Source organism: Clostridium sp. BJN0013, assembly GCF_040939125.1.
Classification (GTDB): Bacteria; Bacillota; Clostridia; order Clostridiales; family Clostridiaceae; genus Clostridium_B.
Map to the genome: position 1 here is coordinate 616,541 of NZ_CP162495.1, position 20,115 is coordinate 636,655.

The following is a 20,115-nucleotide window of genomic DNA, read 5'->3' on the forward strand; positions in this document are numbered from 1 at the left end:
AAAGTAAGAATATTAAAAAATATAAAAGAAATAATTTATCAAAACAAATTTTAATAAGGAGGAAATTTTTATGAGTAATTCTTTAACAAAGTACAAGGATTTTGATACAGTAGATGAAATTTTAGGAAAATGGTTTGGTGAGCCGCACAATTTAATGGATAATTGCAATAATAAAGATATCTCTCCTGGTCGTTGGGAAGAAGTCCCAAATGGTTACAAAGCTGTTTGCAAAACTGTAGGAATAAGGCCCGAAGATATTAAAGTTGTTTTAAAAAATGATTATATAGAAGTAAGTGGCAAAAGTGTTGTAGATAATCATGATTACTCTGTTAGTTGCAATTTACCTGTAGGTTTAAAAATGAGAGATAAAGTTGAGAGTATAGACTATAGAGCGCAGGATGGAATAACCATTATTTATCTTAATGTTAAAAAAGAATTTAAAAAAGGCATTGACATAAGAAGAATTTAGAGCATGAGGAGAAATGCCTGTATTTGATTACATGCCTAAAAACTTATAATTTATCATATGAGAGCTTATAGAAATATAAGTTCTTTTTTTATCTGAAGAAAATTTTTAAAAGGCTTGACTTTTATTTGTTTAACGCAATATTATTATATAAATAATAAAAATATAATTAAAAATCTAATGATTTAACAATCTGATTTCAAGGGGGCTTTTAATATGTATTATTTAAATTTGTTTGAAAATGATCAACCATCCGTCTATTCTTAATCTGGGATGAGGATGGACAGTTATTATAACATGGCACCTCATTTTAGATATTGTATCAATACTATTAAATGAAAAGACGGAGGATATTTAAAATGAAGGAAAAATTGATTGGATCGTTGTGTTTATTCCTAGCAGCTTCTATATGGGGATCAATGTATGTACTAAGTAAATACATTTTAGAATTTGTGTCTCCCATTACACTGTTGTGGATTAGATATGCCATTGCATTTGTAGTGTTATTTATAATACTTATGGTTTTTCAACATAAAAAAAGGTGTAAAGTGGCTATAAAAAAGAGGGACTGGCTCCTAATAGCCTGGATAGGTTTTATAGGTTATTTTATATCCATTTTTATGCAGTTTCTGGGAACAAAACTATCCGATGCACATACAGGGGCTTTAATTACAGCATCTACACCGGTTTTTGTTGTTTTGTTTGCTAGGTTTATATTAAGGGAAGCCTTTACAAGAAAAAAAATAATTTCCTTAGTGCTGGCTACTTTAGGTGTTGTTACAGTTATAGGGCTTGATACAATGTTTTTAAAACATCTTATAGGTAATATAGTGTTGGTTGGGGCAGCTGTAACCTGGGCACTGTTATCTGTTTATGTTAAAGTGGCATCAAGGCGTTTTGATTCTTTAATTATAACCACCTATGCAATGTTGTTTGCATTAATATTTACTACTCCTTTAATGCTTTTGCAGCATGAAAATATTTCTTTTTTGTTATATAATAGACAGTTTTTGCTTGGAATATTATATCTTGGAGTTATATCCACTGCAGTAGCATTTTTTCTTTGGAATAAAGGTATTGAATTAATGGATACAGGAATAGGCTCTTTATTTTTGTCATTTCAGCCTGTTACAGGTTCAATTTTAGGCTGGATTTGTCTTGGTGAACAATTAAACATCGGTTTTTTTATAGGGGGAATATTAATAATAGTTGCCATGTTTATAGCTTCAAAGGATGAAGCACAATAAAATTTAATTTGTAAAAAATGCTATTATATGACTTTTTTCTGTAATAGCATTTTTTCTAAAATATCATATATTTCATTCCAATCAAAAACCCTTGTTATATTTTTATTTAAGGGCATACGGTTGTAGTTAGTATCTATTAGCAAGGTTTTGAATCCATTTTGAGATAGTTCCAGGGCATTTTCATAACAGTCTTCTATAAACACGTCACAGTTTAAATTTATGGCGGTATCTACCTTGTAAGAAGTGCCTAATACAAAAACTCCGTCATAGGGTATGTTATGTTTATTTAAATAGTGATAAGTGAGAATTTCCAGGTCTTTTTCTCTGGCAGTTACAAAGTAGATATTATTTGTTTCTATAAGTTTTTGAATGATTTTTTTTGCATCTTTTCTCATAGGTTCTTTTCCACTGTGAAGTTCAAATTTGTTTTTATTGTAAAAATCTACATATTCCTTTCTGGTTACTCCCATGGCTTTATCAACTCTGTACTGGGTTATTTCCTGAATGGATACATTCTTTTTAAAATATTTATTAGCACTATCCAGCCAGAAATAAGGGTCTGTAATTGTTCCGTCAATGTCTATACATATATTAAGATATTTCATATTATCAACTCCTCTGATAAATATATTAGTATATAAATGTTAATAGCATATTAAAATAAGATAAAATATAATTTACTGAAAGTATGATGGAATTGTAATATTAAAGCAAGTAGTGCTATAGAATATAAAAGATTAGATATTAAATATAGAAAGAAAAAAACATAATGTATATTATAAGGGGAAAGAAGAGGAGGTAGTGGTAATGAGAGAAGCTTTGGGAATGATGGAGACAAAAGGTTTAATAGGAGCTATGGAAGCAGCAGATGAGATGTTGAAAAATGGTGATGTTAAGTTATTGGGATATGAAAAGGTAAGTGCAGGACTTGTAACAGTAAAGATAAAAGGAGATGTGGGAGCAGTAAAGGCAGCTACCCAGGCAGGGGCGGAAGCTGCTAAAAGAGTAGGGCAGTTATTGGCTGTACATGTAATTCCCGCACCCCAAATAGATGCAGATAAAATTAAGTAATTTTTAGATTGAGGTGGAGTTTGATGTGAGAAATATCTTTCTCCACCCTAAATCTAACTAAATAAAATTTAAATTTATATGGAAATTTAAGGTAATAAATGGTATACTTGTTATAAATTATAAAAACAAAAAAGAGAGTAGTGATAGTATGTTATTTAATAGCAAGAAAAAAGTCATGTTTTCTTGTGTTTTTTTCACCTTGGTCATGTTAATTTTTGCCAAAAACATTAATCTGTTCAACGGGAAAAATTCAATTAATATAACTGCAGCTCCTTTGGGAAGTACAGTGAGTAAAACTACTGATAAGAATGTTTCATCAAAAAAATACTACATAGTTCTTGATCCAGGACACGGAGGTATAGATAAGGGTACTAGCTATGGAAATATGGAGGAGAAAAATATAACTCTAAAGATAGCAAAGTATGCTAAAACTTATTTAAGTAGTAAGGGAAATGTGGTATTTCTTACGCGAGAAGAGGACAAGCTGTTATCTCTTACAGAGATAGGAGACAAAGTGAATTCCTCTTGTGCAGATGCTTTTGTTTCTATACATGTAAATTCTTTAAATGACAAAGATTTTAAAGGAATAACTACTTTATATTATGATGTAAATGGGTACCAGAAAGAGGAAAGAATAAAACTGGCTAATTCCATAGAAAAAGAGTGTGTTAAAAATGATGGATGGGAAAATAGGGGTATAAAGAGGCAGAATCTGGCGGTATTAAGATATAGCAAGATACCCGGGGTATTGGTGGAGTGTGGATTTATAACTAATGAAGAAGATAGAAAGAGATTATCCAATGAAAAAGTATTAAAAACATTGGCAGAGAATATATCAAAGGGAATAATCAATTATTTGAATGAAGGTGGAAAGTAAAACAATTTTCCCTTTAAAGTTTTTCAAGAGAGAAGGGCTTATAAAGAGGCACAGCAGTGCTTATCCTCCATTTTGAACAAGCTGAGAGTATTAGTTAATTTTAGACTTTGGATAAAAATATACAATATTCTAAAAGTGGAAGGATAGTTGGAATACCCGATAAAAGTCCAAAAGAAATGTACCTTCAAGGTAAAAACACTTTAGTGGTGGGTATTAGAAAGATTTCTAATTTTCAATCCTGCAAGCCTTCTGCCCATTATCAACTCCCCCTTGTGCAGTGGATGTAAGAGTATAAGGGGCTTATACAAAGGATAAATAATATTTTTTCTGGAGAGGAAATTTCTTTTGAAGTAATATCTCATAGGTTCACTAAAAAGGCAAAAGAAAATATTTTGAAAGTATTTTCTAAAACCAATCTTCCCATGGAAGAGGAATTGAGAAAATTTAAATATGGTCAATTTGGATATGGAAAATACATATATAAACAAGAAGAATTACAAGATATGAAAGAATTTTTTCAAGAAAATATAGGAATAAATTTTGGTACTGGTGCTATAAATTATATTATATAATTTATAGCACCTCCTCTTTACTGTATTATTATTATGGAGTAATATATTTATTAGGACTTTTGAACTGATGAATCAATTATATATACACATATTAGGGGGGAAATAAGATTGAGCTTGAATATAGTTCTGTTTGAACCTGAAATACCTCAAAATACCGGTAATATTGCTAGAACTTGCGTGCTTACAGGTTCAAAACTTCATCTTATAAAACCTTTAGGTTTTAGTTTAGATGAAAAGCATTTGAAAAGAGCAGGTCTTGATTATTGGAAATATTTAGATTTGGCCTTATATGATTGTTATGAAGAACTTAGAGAAAGATATAAGAATGGTACTTTTTATTTTTCTACTACCCATGGGAAAAATTTTTATCAACGTGCAAAATTTAAAGATGAAGATTTTATAGTTTTTGGAAAAGAAAGCTGTGGATTGCCTGACAAAATAAGAAACAGCGCTCCGGAGAAAAATATAAGGTTACCTATGATAAAAACAACTACTCGTTCTTTGAATTTATCCAATGCTGTAGCAATAGTTGTTTATGAAGCCTTAAGACAGCTGGATTTTCCAAATATGAAGTAATAAATTCCGGTTTGATATGTATATTTACATACCTAAGGAAGGAGCTATTTTGAAATGGAAAAAATAAAAATAATAACAGACAGTACTGCGGATTTACCAGACAGTGTATTGAAAAAATATAATATAGAGGTACTGCCTCTTCTTATTAATTTTGAAAAAGATTCTTATAGAGATGGAATTGACATAGATATCCATGCCCTTTTGGATAAAATGGATAAAAGTGATATATTCCCATCAACAACACAGATAAATCCTCAAACATTCCTGCAATGCTATGATTCCTATATGAAACAAGGATATAAAATAGTGTCTATTCACCTTTCATCTAAAATGAGTGGTACGTATCAATCAGCATGTATTGCAAAAGAAATGCTTGAGACAGAGGATATAATTGTAATAGATGGTATGAATGTAACTTCCGGGCTAGGACTTCAGGTTATTAAGGCTGCAAGATTAAAGGATCAGGGGCTTGGAATAAAAGAGATAGAAAATAGAATAAAAAAAATTTCTCCCCATATAAAAAGTACTCTTGCCTTTAATAGTTTAGACAACCTTATAAAGGGAGGGCGTCTTTCTAAAACTGCTGGTGTTATAGGAAATATTTTGGGAATAAAAATAATAGTTGCAGTAGAAAATGGAGAAATGACAGTAATTGACAAAGTAAGGGGAAGTAAAAGAACTCTTAGAAATATGGTGGATTATATTGACAAAAAGGGAATAAAGGAAGGAGAAATATCTATATTGCTTCATGTAGGGGAATCAGATATATTGGATATATTGAGAAAACATTTAGAGGAAAAGAAGATAGAATTTATAGAATGTGAAGTGGGTTGTACAGTGGGGGTACATTCAGGTTCTGGAGCTTGTGGGTTATTTTTTGTAGAAGATTATTAGGATAGGACTTGCATATAAAAACACTTAATTTTAAGCATATAAGAAAATACCAGATATTTTTACCAGGTATTTTTTTATATGCTTTATATTTATGAATATTTTTGTGTGAACTGCGATAAAATATAAATTAGTAATGGTAGTAATAGGATAAATATTTTAATATTAGGAGGAATCGGAAGTGACTAAAATTGGTATTAATGGTTTCGGTAGAATAGGAAGGAATGTATTTAAAGCATTGATAAAAAATTATGATGACAATTTAGAAGTAGTAGGTATTAATGATTTAACTGATGCAAATACCTTGGCTCATTTATTAAAATATGATTCATTGTATGGAAAATTTCAGGGCAGCTTAGAGGCAAAGGAAGATTCAATAATTGTAAATGGGAAAAAAGTAAAAATATTTGCCCAGAGAGATCCTAAAAATATAGATTGGAGTTCTTTGGGGGTAGAGATAGTTATAGAGTGTACGGGGTTATTTACAGATGCCACAAAGGCCAGTGCACATATGGGAGGGCAGGTTAAAAAAATTTTAATATCAGCTCCAGCTAAAAATGAGGATATCACTATAGTTATGGGAGTTAATGAAGAAAGTTATGATTCTTCTAAACACAATATAATTTCAAATGCATCCTGTACTACAAATTGTCTTGCACCTTTTGCAAAAGTACTTCATAGAGAATTTGGCATAATAAAAGGATTGATTACTACAGTTCATTCCTACACGGGAGATCAGAGATTGCTTGATGCCCCTCACAAGGATATGAGAAGGGCCAGAGCTGCCATAGAGTCCATGGTACCAACTACTACAGGGGCTGCAAAAGCTGTTGCATTGGTGCTTCCAGAGTTAAAAGGCAAATTAAATGGATTCTCCCTTAGAGTTCCTACTCCTACAGTATCCTGTACGGATTTAGTTGCAGAGCTTTCAAGGGATATTACTGCAGATGAGGTAAATGAAGCCTTTAAAAGAGCAGCGGAAACTGATATGGAGGGAATACTTGGATATAGTGAAGAACCTTTAGTATCCATAGATTACAGGGGAGACAATAGATCCTGTATAATAGATGCTCTTTCAACTATGGCTATAGGAGGGAATATGATAAAAGTTATTGCTTGGTATGATAATGAATTCGGATACTCCAACAGATTGGCGGATTTAACTAAATATGTTGCTGATAGACTATAGACATTACAAGGTTCCTGATTTTGTAGTTTTTACTATAAGACAGGGATTTTTTACTATAATATTTTCTAAATCAGTTGTATAATATTAAATAGAGTGTTTATAAAGGAGATGAAAAGACAGATGATTTTTAATAAAAAGACAATTGAAGATGTAGACGTAAAGGGGAAAAGGGTACTTGTAAGATGTGATTTTAATGTACCTCTAAAGGAGGGAAAAATTACAGATGAGAACAGACTTATAGGCTCACTTCCTACTATAAAGTATTTAATGGAAAATAATTCTAAAATTATACTGTGTTCACATCTTGGAAAACCAAAGGGGGAAGCAAAATCGGAAATGTCACTGCTTCCTGTTTCAAAAAGGCTTTCAGAACTCTTGAAAAAAGAAGTAATATTTGCAGCAGATAATAATGTGGTAGGTGAAAATGCTAAATCTGCAGTTGAAAATATGAAAGATGGGGACATAGTACTGCTTGAAAACACAAGATACAGAATAGAGGAAACTAAAAATCAGGATAACTTTTCAAAAGAACTGGCATCTCTTGGAGAAATTTTTGTAAATGATGCTTTTGGTACGGCACATAGGGCACATTGTTCTACTGTAGGAGTTACCAAATTTTTGCCTATAGCTGTATGCGGCTATTTAATACAAAAAGAACTTAAATTCTTAGGAAATGCCATAGAAAATCCATCCAGACCTTTTACAGCCATACTTGGCGGAGTAAAGGTTTCCGATAAGATAAATGTAATAAATAATTTATTGGAGAAGGTAGACACTTTAATAATCGGAGGGGGAATGAGTTATACTTTTGCAAAGGCTGAAGGATATACCATAGGAACTTCCGTAGTAGAAGAAGATAAAATAGAATATGCAAAGGAAATGATAGATAAGGCAAAAGCTAGGAGTATAAAGTTGTTATTGCCTGTAGATAGAATAGTTACAGATAAATTTGATGAAAATGCAAAGCCCATATTAGAGGATGACAAAAATATAAAAGATGGTTATATGGGCATGGATATTGGACCTAAAACTGCTAGAGTATATACAGATGTTATAAGAAATTCCAAAACTATAATCTGGAATGGTCCTATGGGAGTATTTGAATTTAAGAATTTTGCAAAGGGAACTTTTGAAGTGGCTAAAGCCATGGCTGAGTCCAATGCCGTTACTATTATAGGCGGAGGAGATAGTGCGGCAGCTATAAATCAACTGGGTTTTGGAGATAAAATGACTCATATATCCACAGGTGGAGGAGCTTCTCTTGAATTTTTAGGCGGAGAAGAATTGCCAGGGATAGCAGCTTTAAACGATAAATAACATTATGGGGGGAATTATTTGTGAGAAAAGCAATAATAGCTGGAAACTGGAAGATGAATAAAAATCTGGAGGAAGCATTAAAATTAGTCCAGGAACTGAAACCTCTGGTAAGCAGTGCAAAGTGTGATGTAGTTTTATGTCCACCTTATGTTTGTTTAGATGCAGTAGTTAAAGCAGTAAATGGGACCAATATAAAAGTTGGAGCACAGAACATGCATTATGAAGAAAGTGGTGCCTACACAGGAGAAGTGTCTCCAGGAATGTTAAAGTCCCTTAAAGTAGATTATGTCATAATTGGACACAGTGAAAGAAGACAATATTTTAATGAAACAGATGAAACAATCAATAAAAAAATAAAAAAAGCTTTTGAATATGATATAACTCCTATAGTTTGTTGTGGGGAAAGTCTTGAGGAAAGAGAAAATGGTATAACAGAAGAAATATTAGGAAAGCAGATAAAATTGGATCTTAAGGATCTCAAAGAGGAGCAGGTAGAAAAATTGGTTATAGCTTATGAACCCATATGGGCTATAGGTACAGGTAAAACTGCCACTGATAAACAGGCAAATGATACAATAGCTTATATAAGAAGTGTAGTTGGAAAAATGTATGGAGAAAGTGTGGCAGAAAAAGTAAGAATTCAATATGGAGGCTCTGTAAAGCCCGCTACAATTAAAGCCCAGATGGAACAACCCCATATAGATGGAGCGCTGGTTGGAGGAGCTAGTTTAAAGTCAGCAGATTTTGCGGCTATAGTAAATTATTAAATTTTGGAGGAAGACATGGAAAAAAAGCCAGTAATGCTTATAATATTAGATGGTTTTGGAATTTCAAAAACAGATAATGGAAATGCTGTTAGGGCAGCCTATAAACCTAATCTGGATAAATATTTTAAAGAGTATCCCCATACTGAACTTGGAGCCAGTGGCTTGAGTGTAGGATTACCTGAAGGTCAAATGGGTAATTCAGAGGTTGGGCATTTAAATATAGGTGCAGGAAGAATAGTATATCAATCTCTTACCAGAATCACAAAGTCCATAAATGAAGGAAAATTTTTTGAAAATGGAGTTTTAAATAGCGCTGTAGATAATGTTATCAAAAATAATTCGGATCTCCATCTTTTAGGACTTGTATCTCCAGGAGGAGTACACTCCCATACAGATCATTTAAAGGGACTTTTACGATTGGCCAAACAAAAAGGAGCGAGCAGAGTGTATATCCATGCTTTTACAGATGGAAGAGATGTTCCTCCCAGTTCTGCATATATGTATATAGATGATATGGAAAAATATACAAAAAAAATTGGGGTAGGGAAAATAGCAACGGTATCGGGAAGATATTATGCCATGGATAGAGACAAGAGGTGGCAAAGAGTAGAGCTGGCATATAATGCATTGGTTTATGGCAGGGGGAATAAGGCAGGTAGTGCTTACGAGGCAGTAACAAATTCCTATGACAATGGAAAAACAGATGAATTCATAATTCCAACAGTAATTGAAGAAGATAATAAACCTGTGGCTACTATAAAAAATGGAGATTCTGTAATATTTTTTAATTTTAGACCAGATAGGGCAAGACAACTTACAAGAGCATTAAATGACAATATATTTGAGGGTTTTAAAAGAGAGAGGCTAAATCTGAAATTTGTAACCATGACTGAATATGATTCCACCCTTGAAAATGTATATGTTGCTTTTAAAAATGAAGTATATAAAAATACTTTGGGGGAATATGTAAGTAAAATGGGAAAAAGTCAATTAAGAATAGCAGAAACGGAAAAATATGCCCATGTAACTTTTTTCTTCAATGGGGGAGTTGAGGTGCCAAACAAAAATGAAGATAGGGATCTTATTCCTTCACCAAAGGTTGCAACTTATGATTTAAAGCCTGAAATGAGTGCAAGAGAGGTAACTTCTAAGGTTTTATATAGATTAGATGAGGATAAATATGATATGATAATATTAAATTTTGCAAATCCGGATATGGTAGGACATACAGGAATATTTCAGGCTGCTAAAAAGGCAATAGAAGTAGTGGATGAGTGTTTGGGCAAGATTGTAAGTAAGATATTAGAAAAAGATGGTATAGCATTTATAACTGCGGACCATGGAAATTCTGAGCAGATGGTAGACTATTCTACAGGAAATGCAATGACAGCTCATACTACAAATTCAGTGCCGTTTTTGTACATATCAAAAAATTCCACTGAATTAAGAAAAGATGGCATATTAGCGGATATTTCTCCCACTATACTCCAGATTATGGGACTTGAAAAACCTAAAGAAATGACAGGAAAAAGTCTTATTAAATAATAAAATTTTGCATTAATTAATTTCCAGGAACATTATCAAAATAAAGTATTGAGAGGAGTTGAAAAAAGTCGTCATAAGTCTATGTGGCGGTGAATATTCATGAGAAATTATGTAGAGATAGTAGATGTAACAGCAAGACAAATTCTTGATTCCAGGGCAAATCCAACTGTGGAGGTGGAAGTAATACTAGAAGATGGTACAGAAGGAAGGGCAGCAGTGCCTTCTGGTGCATCTACCGGTGCATTTGAAGCTGTAGAGTTGAGAGATGGAGACAAGGAAAAATATATGGGAAAAGGTGTTTTAAAGGCCGTAGAAAATGTAAATAATTATATTGCAGAAGAACTTATAGGAATGAATGTATTTGATCAGATACTGATAGATAAAACTATGTTGGAACTTGATGGTACTCATAATAAGGAAAAATTGGGGGCTAATGCCACTTTGGGAGTATCTCTTGCTTGTGCAAGAGCTGCAGCTAAATATCTGGGGATCAGCTTATACCAATATATAGGTGGAGTAAATGCCAAAGTTCTACCTGTTCCTATGATGAATATAGTAAATGGAGGAAAACATGCGGATAATAATGTGGATTTGCAGGAATTTATGATAATGCCTGTGGGAGCTCCAAGTTTTACAGAAGCACTTAGAATGAGCTCAGAAGTTTATCATACATTAAAATCACTTTTAAAATCCAAAGGACAGGATACAGGTGTAGGTGATGAAGGAGGTTTTGCTCCAAATTTGAATTCTAATGAAGAGGCAATACAGATAATAGTTGAAGCTGTAGAAAAGGCTGGATATGTTCCTGGAAAAGATATATTTATAGCTTTAGATCCTGCTTCTACGGAAATATATGAAGATGGAAAATATAATTTAAAAAGTGAAGGAAAAGTTTTAAGTTCAGAAGAAATGGTAGATTACTATGTAACCCTTGTAAATAAATATCCTATAATCTCCATAGAGGATGCTATGGCAGAAGAGGATTGGGAAGGATGGAGTATACTCACTGAAAAATTGGGAGATAAGGTACAGCTAGTAGGTGATGATTTGTTTGTTACCAATACAGAAAGATTAAAAAAAGGTATAAATAAAAAAGTGGCAAATTCCATACTTATAAAATTAAATCAGATAGGAACTCTTACTGAAACATTAAATGCCATAGAAATGGCGGAAAGAGCTGGATATACTGCAGTAGTATCTCATAGATCAGGGGAGACGGAAGATACCACAATAGCTGATTTAGTTGTAGCAGTGAATGCGGGGCAGATAAAAACCGGTGCTCCAGCCAGAAGTGAAAGAGTGGCAAAGTATAATCAACTTTTAAGAATAGAAGAGGAACTTGGAGAAACAGCTGAGTATAGGGGATTAGATACCTTCTACAATATCAAGTAATCCTTGGAACTCTGATTTTTAGAGGTCTGTTATTTGAAGGTCTTTAAAAATTGCAATTCGTATATATATATGCTACAATAAGGTATCTAAAAAAGAGTATAATAAGAACATATCCGGCGGATATGTGAATTTATCCGAACGCTAGAATTAGCTAATGCTCCTATCTTCTTCAAAGTGGAATATAAGCAATACTATGCGCCTGGATGAGTTCTTCCCCTAAAGGATAACGTATTCTAAGTGCTAAAGACACTAAGAATACTGTTAATAAGGTTCAGATGGAGAAAAGCATTTTTCATAAGAAAAAAAACTCCATCTGAATCTAAGAATCACTTGATTTTAGGTTAATATTTCCTATGTAATGGCAGGAGGTGGAATCCATGCATATCTTTTTAACAATTGCACAGCTAGTAGTAGGAGTTATGCTTATATGTTTTATATTAATGCAGCCAGGTAAAACCAATGGGTTAAGTGGATTTATATCAGGAGGGCCTTCTGAAAGTTTTTATTCAAAAAATAAATCTAGAACTTCAGAAGCAATGTTATCCAGAACAACTGTTGTGTTAGCTATATTATTTGCAGTTATATGCATAATACAAAATATGGTAAAATAATTTGAATAGTAGTTTACATAAATAGAGTAGTTTTGTACTCTATTTATTTTTTTAGTATGCAGTAAGGATATTTATAAGATATTTTACAATAGAGGGAATATATTGACTTATAACATGGACATAATATATTATTAGGAATATATTAAGATAGGAAACAAGTAAAGTATTTACGTGAAATTGTTTGATTTAAAATAAAAATGTTTTTATAATATTGAATATTATTTTATTACTAATCTCAATATATATAGAAGGTGGTGAAAGAATGAATATAAAAGAAGCTATTGTAGATTTTATGAAAGAACAGGCGTATAAGCCTATGAATATAAAAGAATTGGAAAGAGTGTTTTCTGTAAAAAAGGCAGATGTGAAAAATTTTAAAAAAATATTGGATGAAATAGAAAGAGAAGGCACCATAGTTAAAACCCGTACTAATAGATATGGTATACCAGATAGAATGGGGCTTGTGACTGGAAAACTTCAGGGTCATCAAAAAGGATATGGATTTGTAATACCTTATGATGGGGGAAATGATATATTTGTATCATCTTCAGGATTAAATGGTGCTATGAATGGGGATAAGGTAGTAGTAAAAATAATTAAACAAGGAAACACAGAAAAGAAATGTGAAGGAGAAATAATAAGAGTGCTTGAAAGAGCAAATAATAAAGTTATAGGAACTTTTGAAAATAGCAGAAATTTTGGGTTTGTTGTACCAGAGGAAAAACGTATATACCAGGATATATTTATACCTAAAAATTGTAAGAGAAAAGCTGAGACAGGGGATATTGTAATTGCAGAAATAACTGAATGGCCTGACAAGAGAAGAAATCCAGAGGGAAAGATAGTTGATATACTAGGCAAAAAAGGAGAAAAAGGTATAGATATATTAACTATAATAAAAAAGAATAATCTTCCTGAAGAATTTCCTCAGAAAGTTGAATCTTATGCGGAGAATATACCGGAAAAAATACCAGATAAAGAGTATAAAAGAAGAATGGATTTGAGGGATATGCTCACAGTTACAATAGATGGAGAAGATGCCAAAGATTTAGATGATGCAGTGTCTTTGGAAAAACTACCTGATGGAAGCTACTATTTAGGAGTACATATAGCAGATGTATCTTATTATGTAAAAGATAAAAATCCTCTGGATAAAGAAGCATTAAAAAGGGGAACGTCAGTATATCTCATAGACAGAGTTATACCCATGCTTCCAAGAAAGTTATCCAATGGAATTTGCAGTTTAAATCCTAACACAGATAGATTAACCTTAAGCTGTTTTATGAAAATAGACGGAAATGGAAAAGTCATAGAGCATAATATTGTAGAAAGTGTAATAAGAAGTAATGAAAGAATGACTTATACAGATGTTACAAAGATACTTAAAGGAGATAGGAAAACTATAGAAAAGTACAGTCATCTGGTGGATACATTTAAGCTCATGGAAGAACTTTGCAAAATCTTAAATAAAAAAAGAATGGTACGGGGAGCTATAGATTTTGATTTTGAAGAGTGTAAGATAACTCTTAATGAATTGGGTGTACCTATAAGGATTGAACCTTATGAAAGGGGAATATCAAATAGGATAATAGAGGAATTTATGCTTGTGTGCAATGAAACTATAGCAGAGCATATGTTCTGGACCAATGTACCTTTTGTATTTAGAGTACATGAAAATCCTGACGAAGAAAAATTGATGAATTTTAATGAATTTATTCATAATCTAGGATATGTAGTGAGATGGGGAAAAGATGTTCACCCAAAAACACTTCAGGATATAATAGAAAAGGTAAAGGGAAAAAAGGAGGAAACTGTAGTAAGTACGCTAATGCTTCGTTCTATGAAACAGGCTAGATATTCTCCTGAATGTATAGGACATTTTGGACTGGCAGCCAAGTATTATTGTCATTTTACATCTCCTATAAGAAGATATCCTGATCTTATTATCCATAGAATAATTAAAGAATTTATAAATGGTCAGTTAACCGATAATAGGATAAAGAGATTGACAAAGGAAGTGGATTATGCAGCAAGACAATCCTCTGATATGGAAAGATTGGCTCAGGAAGCGGAAAGAGAAGTAGATGACTTGAAAAAGGCAGAATATATGAGTACGAGAATAGGAGAAAAGTTTAATGGTATAATATCTTCAGTTACTAACTTTGGAATGTTTGTAGAAATCCCAAATACCATAGAAGGATTAGTTCATATAAGTACTTTAGAAGATGATTATTATGTATATGATGAAAAGTACTTAAGTCTTATGGGAGAAAGAACTAGGAATATCTACAAATTAGGTGATGAAGTTAGAATCTGTGTATCAAAGGTTGATCTGGCCGCCCATGAAATATATTTTGAAGTGGTAAAGGAAGAAGATGGTGAAGAGGAATAGACTAAATGGTAAGGGGGGATAAGAAACTATGACAGCTAAAAATAAATCCAGTAATAAAACTCTTGCAGAAAATAGAAAGGCAAGACATGATTATTTCATTGAAGAATCAATGGAAGCAGGAATACAGTTGGTTGGAACTGAAGTTAAATCCATAAGGGCAGGAAAATCCAATTTAAAAGATAGTTATGGAGAAATAATAAATGGAGAAATTTTTATACGTAATATGCATATAAGTCCCTATGAAAAAGGAAATATATTTAATAAAGATCCTCTAAGGGACAGAAAGTTACTTCTCCATAAGAAGGAAATAGCAAGGCTGCTTGGATATACTGCACAGCAGGGATATACTATTGTGCCACTATCTCTTTATCTTAAAAATGGCAGGGTGAAAGTAAATCTAGCAGTAGCCAAAGGAAAGAAAAACTATGATAAAAGGGATTCCATGCTGGAGAAAGCTGCTAAAAGAGATATAGAGAGACAGATGAAAGAGAGATTTAGGTAGTCACATAGGGAAGTTAACCATAGAAAATCTAGATCAAGTTTTTCTAAGATTTAGGTGGAGTTTAATATAAGTGATATTTTTCTCTATATGAAACTTAGAAAAGTTTACAAAAGGATGCAGCGGTGTTACCTCATTTTCAAGAAGTTGGGGTGACAGGCATAGTGGAGACAATTTGGATAAAAGCTTTTATTGCCGCTGTTATCCATTTATTCTTATGGTAGAGCATCTGTGTCATCATGCTAAATTCACATCCTTTTAAATCCAATACTATTAAATCCTTTTTATCCAGTTCTTTTTTTACAGTCATCACAGGCAATAAAGTAATTCCAAGGTTACTCATAGTAAAATTCTTGATAGCCTCAATATTTCCTACCTCCAGTGATAAATGTGGACTTAGACCCGATTCATGAAATATTTTTTCAAAGGCATTTCTATAACTGCAGCCACTTTCTGTAAGAATTAATGGCTCATCTTTAATATCTTCTATGGTTAGATTATTTTTATATGCTAATTTATTTAATGGTGAAGCCAGAACTGCCATAGGTTCATCATAGGACATACATGATATTAAATCTGAATCCATAACTGGCTCATCTAATATAAACATTAAATCCACTATGTTATTTTTAAGCATATCTTTTAAATCGGAGCATATACCTAATTTAATTATAATTTCCACATTGGGATATTTTTTGTGATAATTTCTGAGAAGCTCAGGAAGTTTCATTGTGCAAAGAGATTCAACGGTACCAATTCTTAAAGTTCCAGCAGGAATATCTGTGTCACTTATTGCTTCTTTAGCCTCATGTGCAAGATTCACTATATTTTGTGCATATCTAAGAAAAATTAGACCTTTAGAAGTCAGCTTTATACCTCGTCCAATTCTTTCAAATAGCTTTATATTAAGTTCTTGTTCTAGAAGTTGAATTTGGGTTGTAATCGTAGATTGAGCATATCCAAGTTCTCTTGCAGCTTTAGAATAGCTTTTTAAATGGGTGATTTTACAAAATGTTATTAGATTTCTAAGTTCCATGGTATTTTCTCCTGACTTCAATAAAATTGAATTATAGTTTCAAATAATTCAATTTTATTAATGATTAATTCTATGTTAGTGTAATATTGATAAAAATTCAAGTAATTTTTAGGGAAAGTGGGGAGAGTATGGATAAAAATAGAACTATTGGAGTTGTTACACTTTGTGGTCTTATAGTGGGACCTGTTTTAGGATCAGGAATAGTATTATTGCCCCCCATAGCTTATGGAGTAATTGGCCAATGGGCCATATTGGCATGGATTGTAATAATGGCACTGGGAATTGTATTTGCTTATGTTTTTGTATTTTTAAGTTTGAAAAGTCCAGGAAATGAGGGAGTTGCAATTGCAGTGGGTAACACCCTTGGAGTTTTTTGGCGTGAACTTACTGAAAATTTTCTCACAGCTGCCGTTTGTTTTGGTCCTGTAGCGGTTTTAATTACTGCAGCAGGTTTTTTGAAAAACTTTCGTGTTTTTTCAAATGTAAAGATTGAAATCATAGCCTTTGGAATAGAAATTATTTGTGTCTGTATAATTATTTCAGGTGTTAAAACTTTGGGCAGGGTAGCTTTCATATTAACGGGATTTACAGCAGTATTGTTATTGTGTGGAAGTATCTATGCTCTGATCTTTAATTCTGATATAGGATTGCCTAATACAGCATTTTCTCTATCCAAATTTGGATATACGCTGCTAATTTTATTTTGGGCAATAGTGGGGTGGGAAGTCATTGGTAACTATATTGAAGATATAGAAAATCCTAAAAAAACACTTATGAAAGCTATGACAATAAGTCTTGTGATTATTGCAGTTTTGTATTTAGCCGTAGCACTTTCAATACAAAGTGTATTAGGGGGTAAACATGATATTATAGCAATTATGACGCCTTTGTTTGGTGTGTTTGCTTTACCCATAATAGGAATTATTGCAATGGGACTTTGTATGTGTACATATCTTATGATAGTTGGGGCAGTTTCGCGAATGAGTGCCCTTCGTGCAGCAAAAAATAGATTGCCAGGATATCTTTCATACTTAAATAGAAATAGAAGTCCAGTTAATGCCGTTATAACTTTTGTCATTATACATTCCTTAGTGATGCTTTTTACAGGTATGGGAATTTTAAGCCTTGATAGTGTTGTAACCTGTGCAAATGTATTTTTTCTATGCAATGCAATAATTGGATTAGTTGCTGGATTTCGATTACTTCATAACATAAAAATAAGAATTGCAATTGGCATACTTATTATAGCTTTTACTCTGCTCTTATTTAAATCAAATTTATGGAGTATGTTACTTTTAGTGATAGTTATTCTCTTATCTCTACATAATAGTAAAAAATCAGGTGTAATCAATATTTATGAAAAAACTGTATTGTAAAAATTTTAGATAATACTGATGTAATTGAAAAAATTACACTTATAAAATTAAAAAATAATTAATGAATCAATAAAAATTTTAATATAACTATAGATAATTTGTACAAAAATTAGTATTATATAAATAGTTTTTTAAAAGGCCTTTAAAAACTATTTATATAATACTTTATTTTTTATTTATTTTTTAGGAGGTATTTTTATGAGTGGAGTAAATGCAGCAGATACTGTATTTGTAATTATGAGTACAGTTCTGGTAATGATTATGACTCCGGGACTAGCTTTGTTTTATGGAGGTATGGTTAGGGGGAAGAATACATTAAACAGTACTCTTCATAGTTATTCAGCCCTGGCAGTAATATCCATTCAATGGATATTTATAGGATATACATTATGTTTTGGGACAGATATTGGTGGATTAATAGGAGGTTTTAATTTTGCAGGTTTGAAGGGAGTTGGAATTGCACCAAATGCAGATTATTCAAGTACAATTCCACAACAGGCATTTATGATATTTCAGCTTATGTTTGCAATAATAACTTCAGCTGTTATATCAGGTTCTATTGCAGAGAGAATGAAATTTATTCACTGGATTTTATTCCTTTTTCTTTGGACAACATTAGTTTATGATCCTATTGCCCATTGGGTATGGGGAGCAGGAGGCTGGCTTAGAAATCTTGGAGCCTTGGATTTTGCAGGGGGAAATGTAGTGGAAATAAGTTCAGGTATATCAGGGCTTGTTGCAGCATTGATGCTTGGAAAAAGGAAGAATGTAGGTAAACCCAGCAGTCTTCCATTAACCTGTTTAGGAGCTGGATTACTTTGGTTTGGGTGGTATGGTTTTAATGCAGGAAGTGCACTGGCTGTAAACAGTGTAGCACTAAATGCTTTTATAACTACCAATACCTCTGCTGCAACTTCTGTTGTAAGTTGGAGTATTTGTGAGTACATATATAGAAGAAAAGTAACCTCTCTTGGTGTTGTCAGTGGTATAGTGGCAGGTCTTGTAGCCATAACTCCTGCAGCGGGTTTCGTAAGTCCTATGGCTTCGGTAGTTGTTGGTTTGGTTGCAGGAATTGTATGTTATATAGCTATTACATTTGTTAAAGCTAAATTTGGATATGACGATGCATTAGATGTATTTGGATGTCATGGTATAGGTGGAATATGGGGTGGAATCGCCACAGGAATATTTGCCTGGAAATCCATAAATCCAGCTGGTGCCAGTGGATTGATACATGGAAATCCAAGATTGATAGGGATTCAGCTTATAGCTATTTTATCCAGTATTGCATATTCAGCTATAGGCACATTTGTAGTAATTAAAATAATTAATACTTTAAGCAGTATGAGAGCAAGTGATAAAAATGAGCAGACAGGTCTTGATGTAACAGAACATGGAGAAGAAGCTTATGGTGGACTGGGAGTATAAAAAATAATTTAAATATGCAAATATGGTTGAAAACCTTTTATAAAATAGTATAAAATCTATATATAGAATATAAATATATATTTTCAGGTGATTTTTGCACTAAGGTTAAGAATATTGATGATTTTTAGAACATTGCTTAATTTATCCGAACGCAGTAATTAGCTAATAGTCCTATCTTTTTTAAAGTGGGAGGCAAGCACTACTACGCACCTGGATAAGTTCTTCTTAGGTTCAAGATGGAGATAAGCATTTTTCTATAGCGAACTCCACTTAAATCTAAGAATCACTTGATTATGGTTATAAAGGACTATATTTTCAAATACTGCATATGTTACTTATATACTATTATTTTAAATTATAAAAAAGCTGAAATATATATTTAAAAGGGAGGTAAAACCAATGGCTGACAAACTTACAAAAATAGATATTATTACTTCTAAAGCTAAGTTAGATGAATTGAAAGAGGCGTTAAATGAAATTGGCATTGCAGGTATGACAGTTACAAATGTTTTAGGTTGTGGAATACAGAAAGGTCATAAAGAGTATTATAGAGGATTGACTATGGATATTAATCTACTTCCAAAAATAAAAGTAGAAGTGGTGGTTTGTGAAGTGCCTGTGGAACTTGTTGTCGAAACTGCCAAAAAAGTGCTTCATACAGGGGAAATGGGAGATGGAAAAATATTTATTTATGATGTAGAAAATGTTATACGCATAAGTACAGGAGATGAAGGTAGGACAGCTCTGCAATACAATACTAGGTCTTAGAGAATAGTCTAAACGCATTCAATATAGAAGTTATATTAAAAATGAAATTATTTTTATAGTAGATAAAAAGGAGATACTTTATATGGAGGTATCTC

19 protein-coding genes and 1 pseudogene are annotated in these 20,115 nt (G+C 32.4%); 18 read left to right on the plus strand and 2 right to left on the minus strand.

All coding sequences use genetic code 11. The features are described from left to right. Positions 1–70: 70 nt before the first annotated feature. Positions 71–469, plus strand: a complete 399-nt coding sequence (locus tag AB3K27_RS03385; protein WP_368489841.1) for a hypothetical protein — start codon at positions 71–73, stop codon at positions 467–469. 356 nt (positions 470–825) lie between these two features. After that, entirely contained in the window at positions 826–1,713 is an 888-nt protein-coding gene (locus AB3K27_RS03390) for a DMT family transporter (protein ID WP_368489842.1), read from the plus strand. Positions 1,714–1,736: 23 nt separating this feature from the next. Here AB3K27_RS03390 and AB3K27_RS03395 read toward each other — a convergent pair whose 3' ends face one another. After that, positions 1,737–2,318, minus strand: a complete 582-nt coding sequence (locus tag AB3K27_RS03395) for a hypothetical protein (RefSeq protein WP_368489843.1) — start codon at positions 2,316–2,318, stop codon at positions 1,737–1,739. Positions 2,319–2,520: 202 nt separating this feature from the next. On the opposite strand from AB3K27_RS03395, the gene AB3K27_RS03400 reads away from it, so the two are divergent. From AB3K27_RS03400 to smpB, 13 genes and pseudogenes are all read left to right on the plus strand, one after another. After that, the gene (locus AB3K27_RS03400; RefSeq protein ID WP_368489844.1) at positions 2,521–2,784 is read left to right on the plus strand and encodes a BMC domain-containing protein; all 264 of its coding nucleotides are present in this window, start codon (positions 2,521–2,523) and stop codon (positions 2,782–2,784) included. Positions 2,785–2,959: 175 nt separating this feature from the next. Continuing rightward, positions 2,960–3,661, plus strand: coding sequence for an N-acetylmuramoyl-L-alanine amidase (locus AB3K27_RS03405; protein WP_368489845.1), 702 nt, complete (start codon positions 2,960–2,962; stop codon positions 3,659–3,661). Positions 3,662–3,780: 119 nt separating this feature from the next. Beyond that, positions 3,781–4,233: pseudogene (locus AB3K27_RS03410) on the plus strand (spore photoproduct lyase family protein); the annotation flags it as partial. A gap of 108 nt (positions 4,234–4,341) precedes the next feature. Continuing rightward, on the plus strand, positions 4,342–4,809 hold the full coding sequence (locus AB3K27_RS03415; RefSeq protein ID WP_368489846.1) for a tRNA (cytidine(34)-2'-O)-methyltransferase: 468 nt from the start codon (positions 4,342–4,344) through the stop codon (positions 4,807–4,809). Positions 4,810–4,863: 54 nt separating this feature from the next. Next, positions 4,864–5,703 carry a DegV family protein gene (locus AB3K27_RS03420; RefSeq protein WP_368489847.1) on the plus strand — a complete coding sequence of 280 codons (840 nt, stop codon included), beginning with the start codon at positions 4,864–4,866 and terminating at the stop codon, positions 5,701–5,703. A 178-nt stretch (positions 5,704–5,881) separates the two neighbouring features. After that, positions 5,882–6,889, plus strand: coding sequence for a type I glyceraldehyde-3-phosphate dehydrogenase (gene gap / locus AB3K27_RS03425; RefSeq protein ID WP_368489848.1), 1,008 nt, complete (start codon positions 5,882–5,884; stop codon positions 6,887–6,889). A 120-nt stretch (positions 6,890–7,009) separates the two neighbouring features. Next, positions 7,010–8,206, plus strand: coding sequence for a phosphoglycerate kinase (gene pgk, locus AB3K27_RS03430; RefSeq protein ID WP_368489849.1), 1,197 nt, complete (start codon positions 7,010–7,012; stop codon positions 8,204–8,206). Between the two features lie 20 nt (positions 8,207–8,226). Continuing rightward, positions 8,227–8,973, plus strand: coding sequence for a triose-phosphate isomerase (gene tpiA, locus AB3K27_RS03435; protein ID WP_368489850.1), 747 nt, complete (start codon positions 8,227–8,229; stop codon positions 8,971–8,973). A 15-nt stretch (positions 8,974–8,988) separates the two neighbouring features. Further along, positions 8,989–10,518, plus strand: coding sequence for a 2,3-bisphosphoglycerate-independent phosphoglycerate mutase (gene gpmI / locus AB3K27_RS03440; RefSeq protein ID WP_368489851.1), 1,530 nt, complete (start codon positions 8,989–8,991; stop codon positions 10,516–10,518). A gap of 99 nt (positions 10,519–10,617) precedes the next feature. Further along, positions 10,618–11,910 carry a phosphopyruvate hydratase gene (eno, locus tag AB3K27_RS03445; protein ID WP_368489852.1) on the plus strand — a complete coding sequence of 431 codons (1,293 nt, stop codon included), beginning with the start codon at positions 10,618–10,620 and terminating at the stop codon, positions 11,908–11,910. Between the two features lie 377 nt (positions 11,911–12,287). Then, on the plus strand, positions 12,288–12,521 hold the full coding sequence (gene secG, locus AB3K27_RS03450; protein ID WP_368489853.1) for a preprotein translocase subunit SecG: 234 nt from the start codon (positions 12,288–12,290) through the stop codon (positions 12,519–12,521). 262 nt (positions 12,522–12,783) lie between these two features. After that, entirely contained in the window at positions 12,784–14,913 is a 2,130-nt protein-coding gene (gene rnr, locus AB3K27_RS03455; RefSeq protein WP_368489854.1) for a ribonuclease R, read from the plus strand. 28 nt (positions 14,914–14,941) lie between these two features. Continuing rightward, entirely contained in the window at positions 14,942–15,415 is a 474-nt protein-coding gene (smpB, locus tag AB3K27_RS03460) for an SsrA-binding protein SmpB (RefSeq protein ID WP_368489855.1), read from the plus strand. A gap of 136 nt (positions 15,416–15,551) precedes the next feature. On the opposite strand, the gene AB3K27_RS03465 is transcribed toward smpB, so the two are convergent. Further along, positions 15,552–16,448: a LysR family transcriptional regulator gene (locus tag AB3K27_RS03465; protein ID WP_368489856.1), complete on the minus strand. Its 897-nt coding sequence runs from the start codon at positions 16,446–16,448 to the stop codon at positions 15,552–15,554. Between the two features lie 128 nt (positions 16,449–16,576). Here AB3K27_RS03465 and AB3K27_RS03470 point away from each other — a divergent pair, with 128 nt between their 5' ends. The 3 genes from AB3K27_RS03470 (at position 16,577) to AB3K27_RS03480 (ending at position 20,020) form a co-directional block, all read left to right on the plus strand. Beyond that, complete coding sequence (locus AB3K27_RS03470; protein ID WP_368489857.1) at positions 16,577–17,824, plus strand: APC family permease; 1,248 nt, start codon at positions 16,577–16,579, stop codon at positions 17,822–17,824. A 198-nt stretch (positions 17,825–18,022) separates the two neighbouring features. Next, positions 18,023–19,252, plus strand: coding sequence for an ammonium transporter (locus AB3K27_RS03475; protein ID WP_368489858.1), 1,230 nt, complete (start codon positions 18,023–18,025; stop codon positions 19,250–19,252). A gap of 399 nt (positions 19,253–19,651) precedes the next feature. Next, on the plus strand, positions 19,652–20,020 hold the full coding sequence (locus AB3K27_RS03480) for a P-II family nitrogen regulator (protein WP_368489859.1): 369 nt from the start codon (positions 19,652–19,654) through the stop codon (positions 20,018–20,020). The last annotated feature ends 95 nt before the right edge of the window (positions 20,021–20,115 follow it).

Excerpts from the sequence above, each read along its gene's own strand:
- AB3K27_RS03385 (WP_368489841.1), top strand. The coding sequence starts at position 71 with ATGAGTAATTCTTTAACAAAGTACAAGGATTTTGATACAGTAGATGAA.
- AB3K27_RS03390 (WP_368489842.1), top strand. The coding sequence starts at position 826 with ATGAAGGAAAAATTGATTGGATCGTTGTGTTTATTCCTAGCAGCTTCT.
- AB3K27_RS03395 (WP_368489843.1), bottom strand. The coding sequence starts at position 2,318 with ATGAAATATCTTAATATATGTATAGACATTGACGGAACAATTACAGAC.
- AB3K27_RS03400 (WP_368489844.1), top strand. The coding sequence starts at position 2,521 with ATGAGAGAAGCTTTGGGAATGATGGAGACAAAAGGTTTAATAGGAGCT.
- AB3K27_RS03405 (WP_368489845.1), top strand. The coding sequence starts at position 2,960 with ATGTTTTCTTGTGTTTTTTTCACCTTGGTCATGTTAATTTTTGCCAAA.
- AB3K27_RS03420 (WP_368489847.1), top strand. The coding sequence starts at position 4,864 with ATGGAAAAAATAAAAATAATAACAGACAGTACTGCGGATTTACCAGAC.
- pgk (WP_368489849.1), top strand. The coding sequence starts at position 7,010 with ATGATTTTTAATAAAAAGACAATTGAAGATGTAGACGTAAAGGGGAAA.
- gpmI (WP_368489851.1), top strand. The coding sequence starts at position 8,989 with ATGGAAAAAAAGCCAGTAATGCTTATAATATTAGATGGTTTTGGAATT.
- eno (WP_368489852.1), top strand. The coding sequence starts at position 10,618 with ATGAGAAATTATGTAGAGATAGTAGATGTAACAGCAAGACAAATTCTT.
- secG (WP_368489853.1), top strand. The coding sequence starts at position 12,288 with ATGCATATCTTTTTAACAATTGCACAGCTAGTAGTAGGAGTTATGCTT.
- rnr (WP_368489854.1), top strand. The coding sequence starts at position 12,784 with ATGAATATAAAAGAAGCTATTGTAGATTTTATGAAAGAACAGGCGTAT.
- smpB (WP_368489855.1), top strand. The coding sequence starts at position 14,942 with ATGACAGCTAAAAATAAATCCAGTAATAAAACTCTTGCAGAAAATAGA.
- AB3K27_RS03465 (WP_368489856.1), bottom strand. The coding sequence starts at position 16,448 with ATGGAACTTAGAAATCTAATAACATTTTGTAAAATCACCCATTTAAAA.
- AB3K27_RS03470 (WP_368489857.1), top strand. The coding sequence starts at position 16,577 with ATGGATAAAAATAGAACTATTGGAGTTGTTACACTTTGTGGTCTTATA.
- AB3K27_RS03475 (WP_368489858.1), top strand. The coding sequence starts at position 18,023 with ATGAGTGGAGTAAATGCAGCAGATACTGTATTTGTAATTATGAGTACA.
- AB3K27_RS03480 (WP_368489859.1), top strand. The coding sequence starts at position 19,652 with ATGGCTGACAAACTTACAAAAATAGATATTATTACTTCTAAAGCTAAG.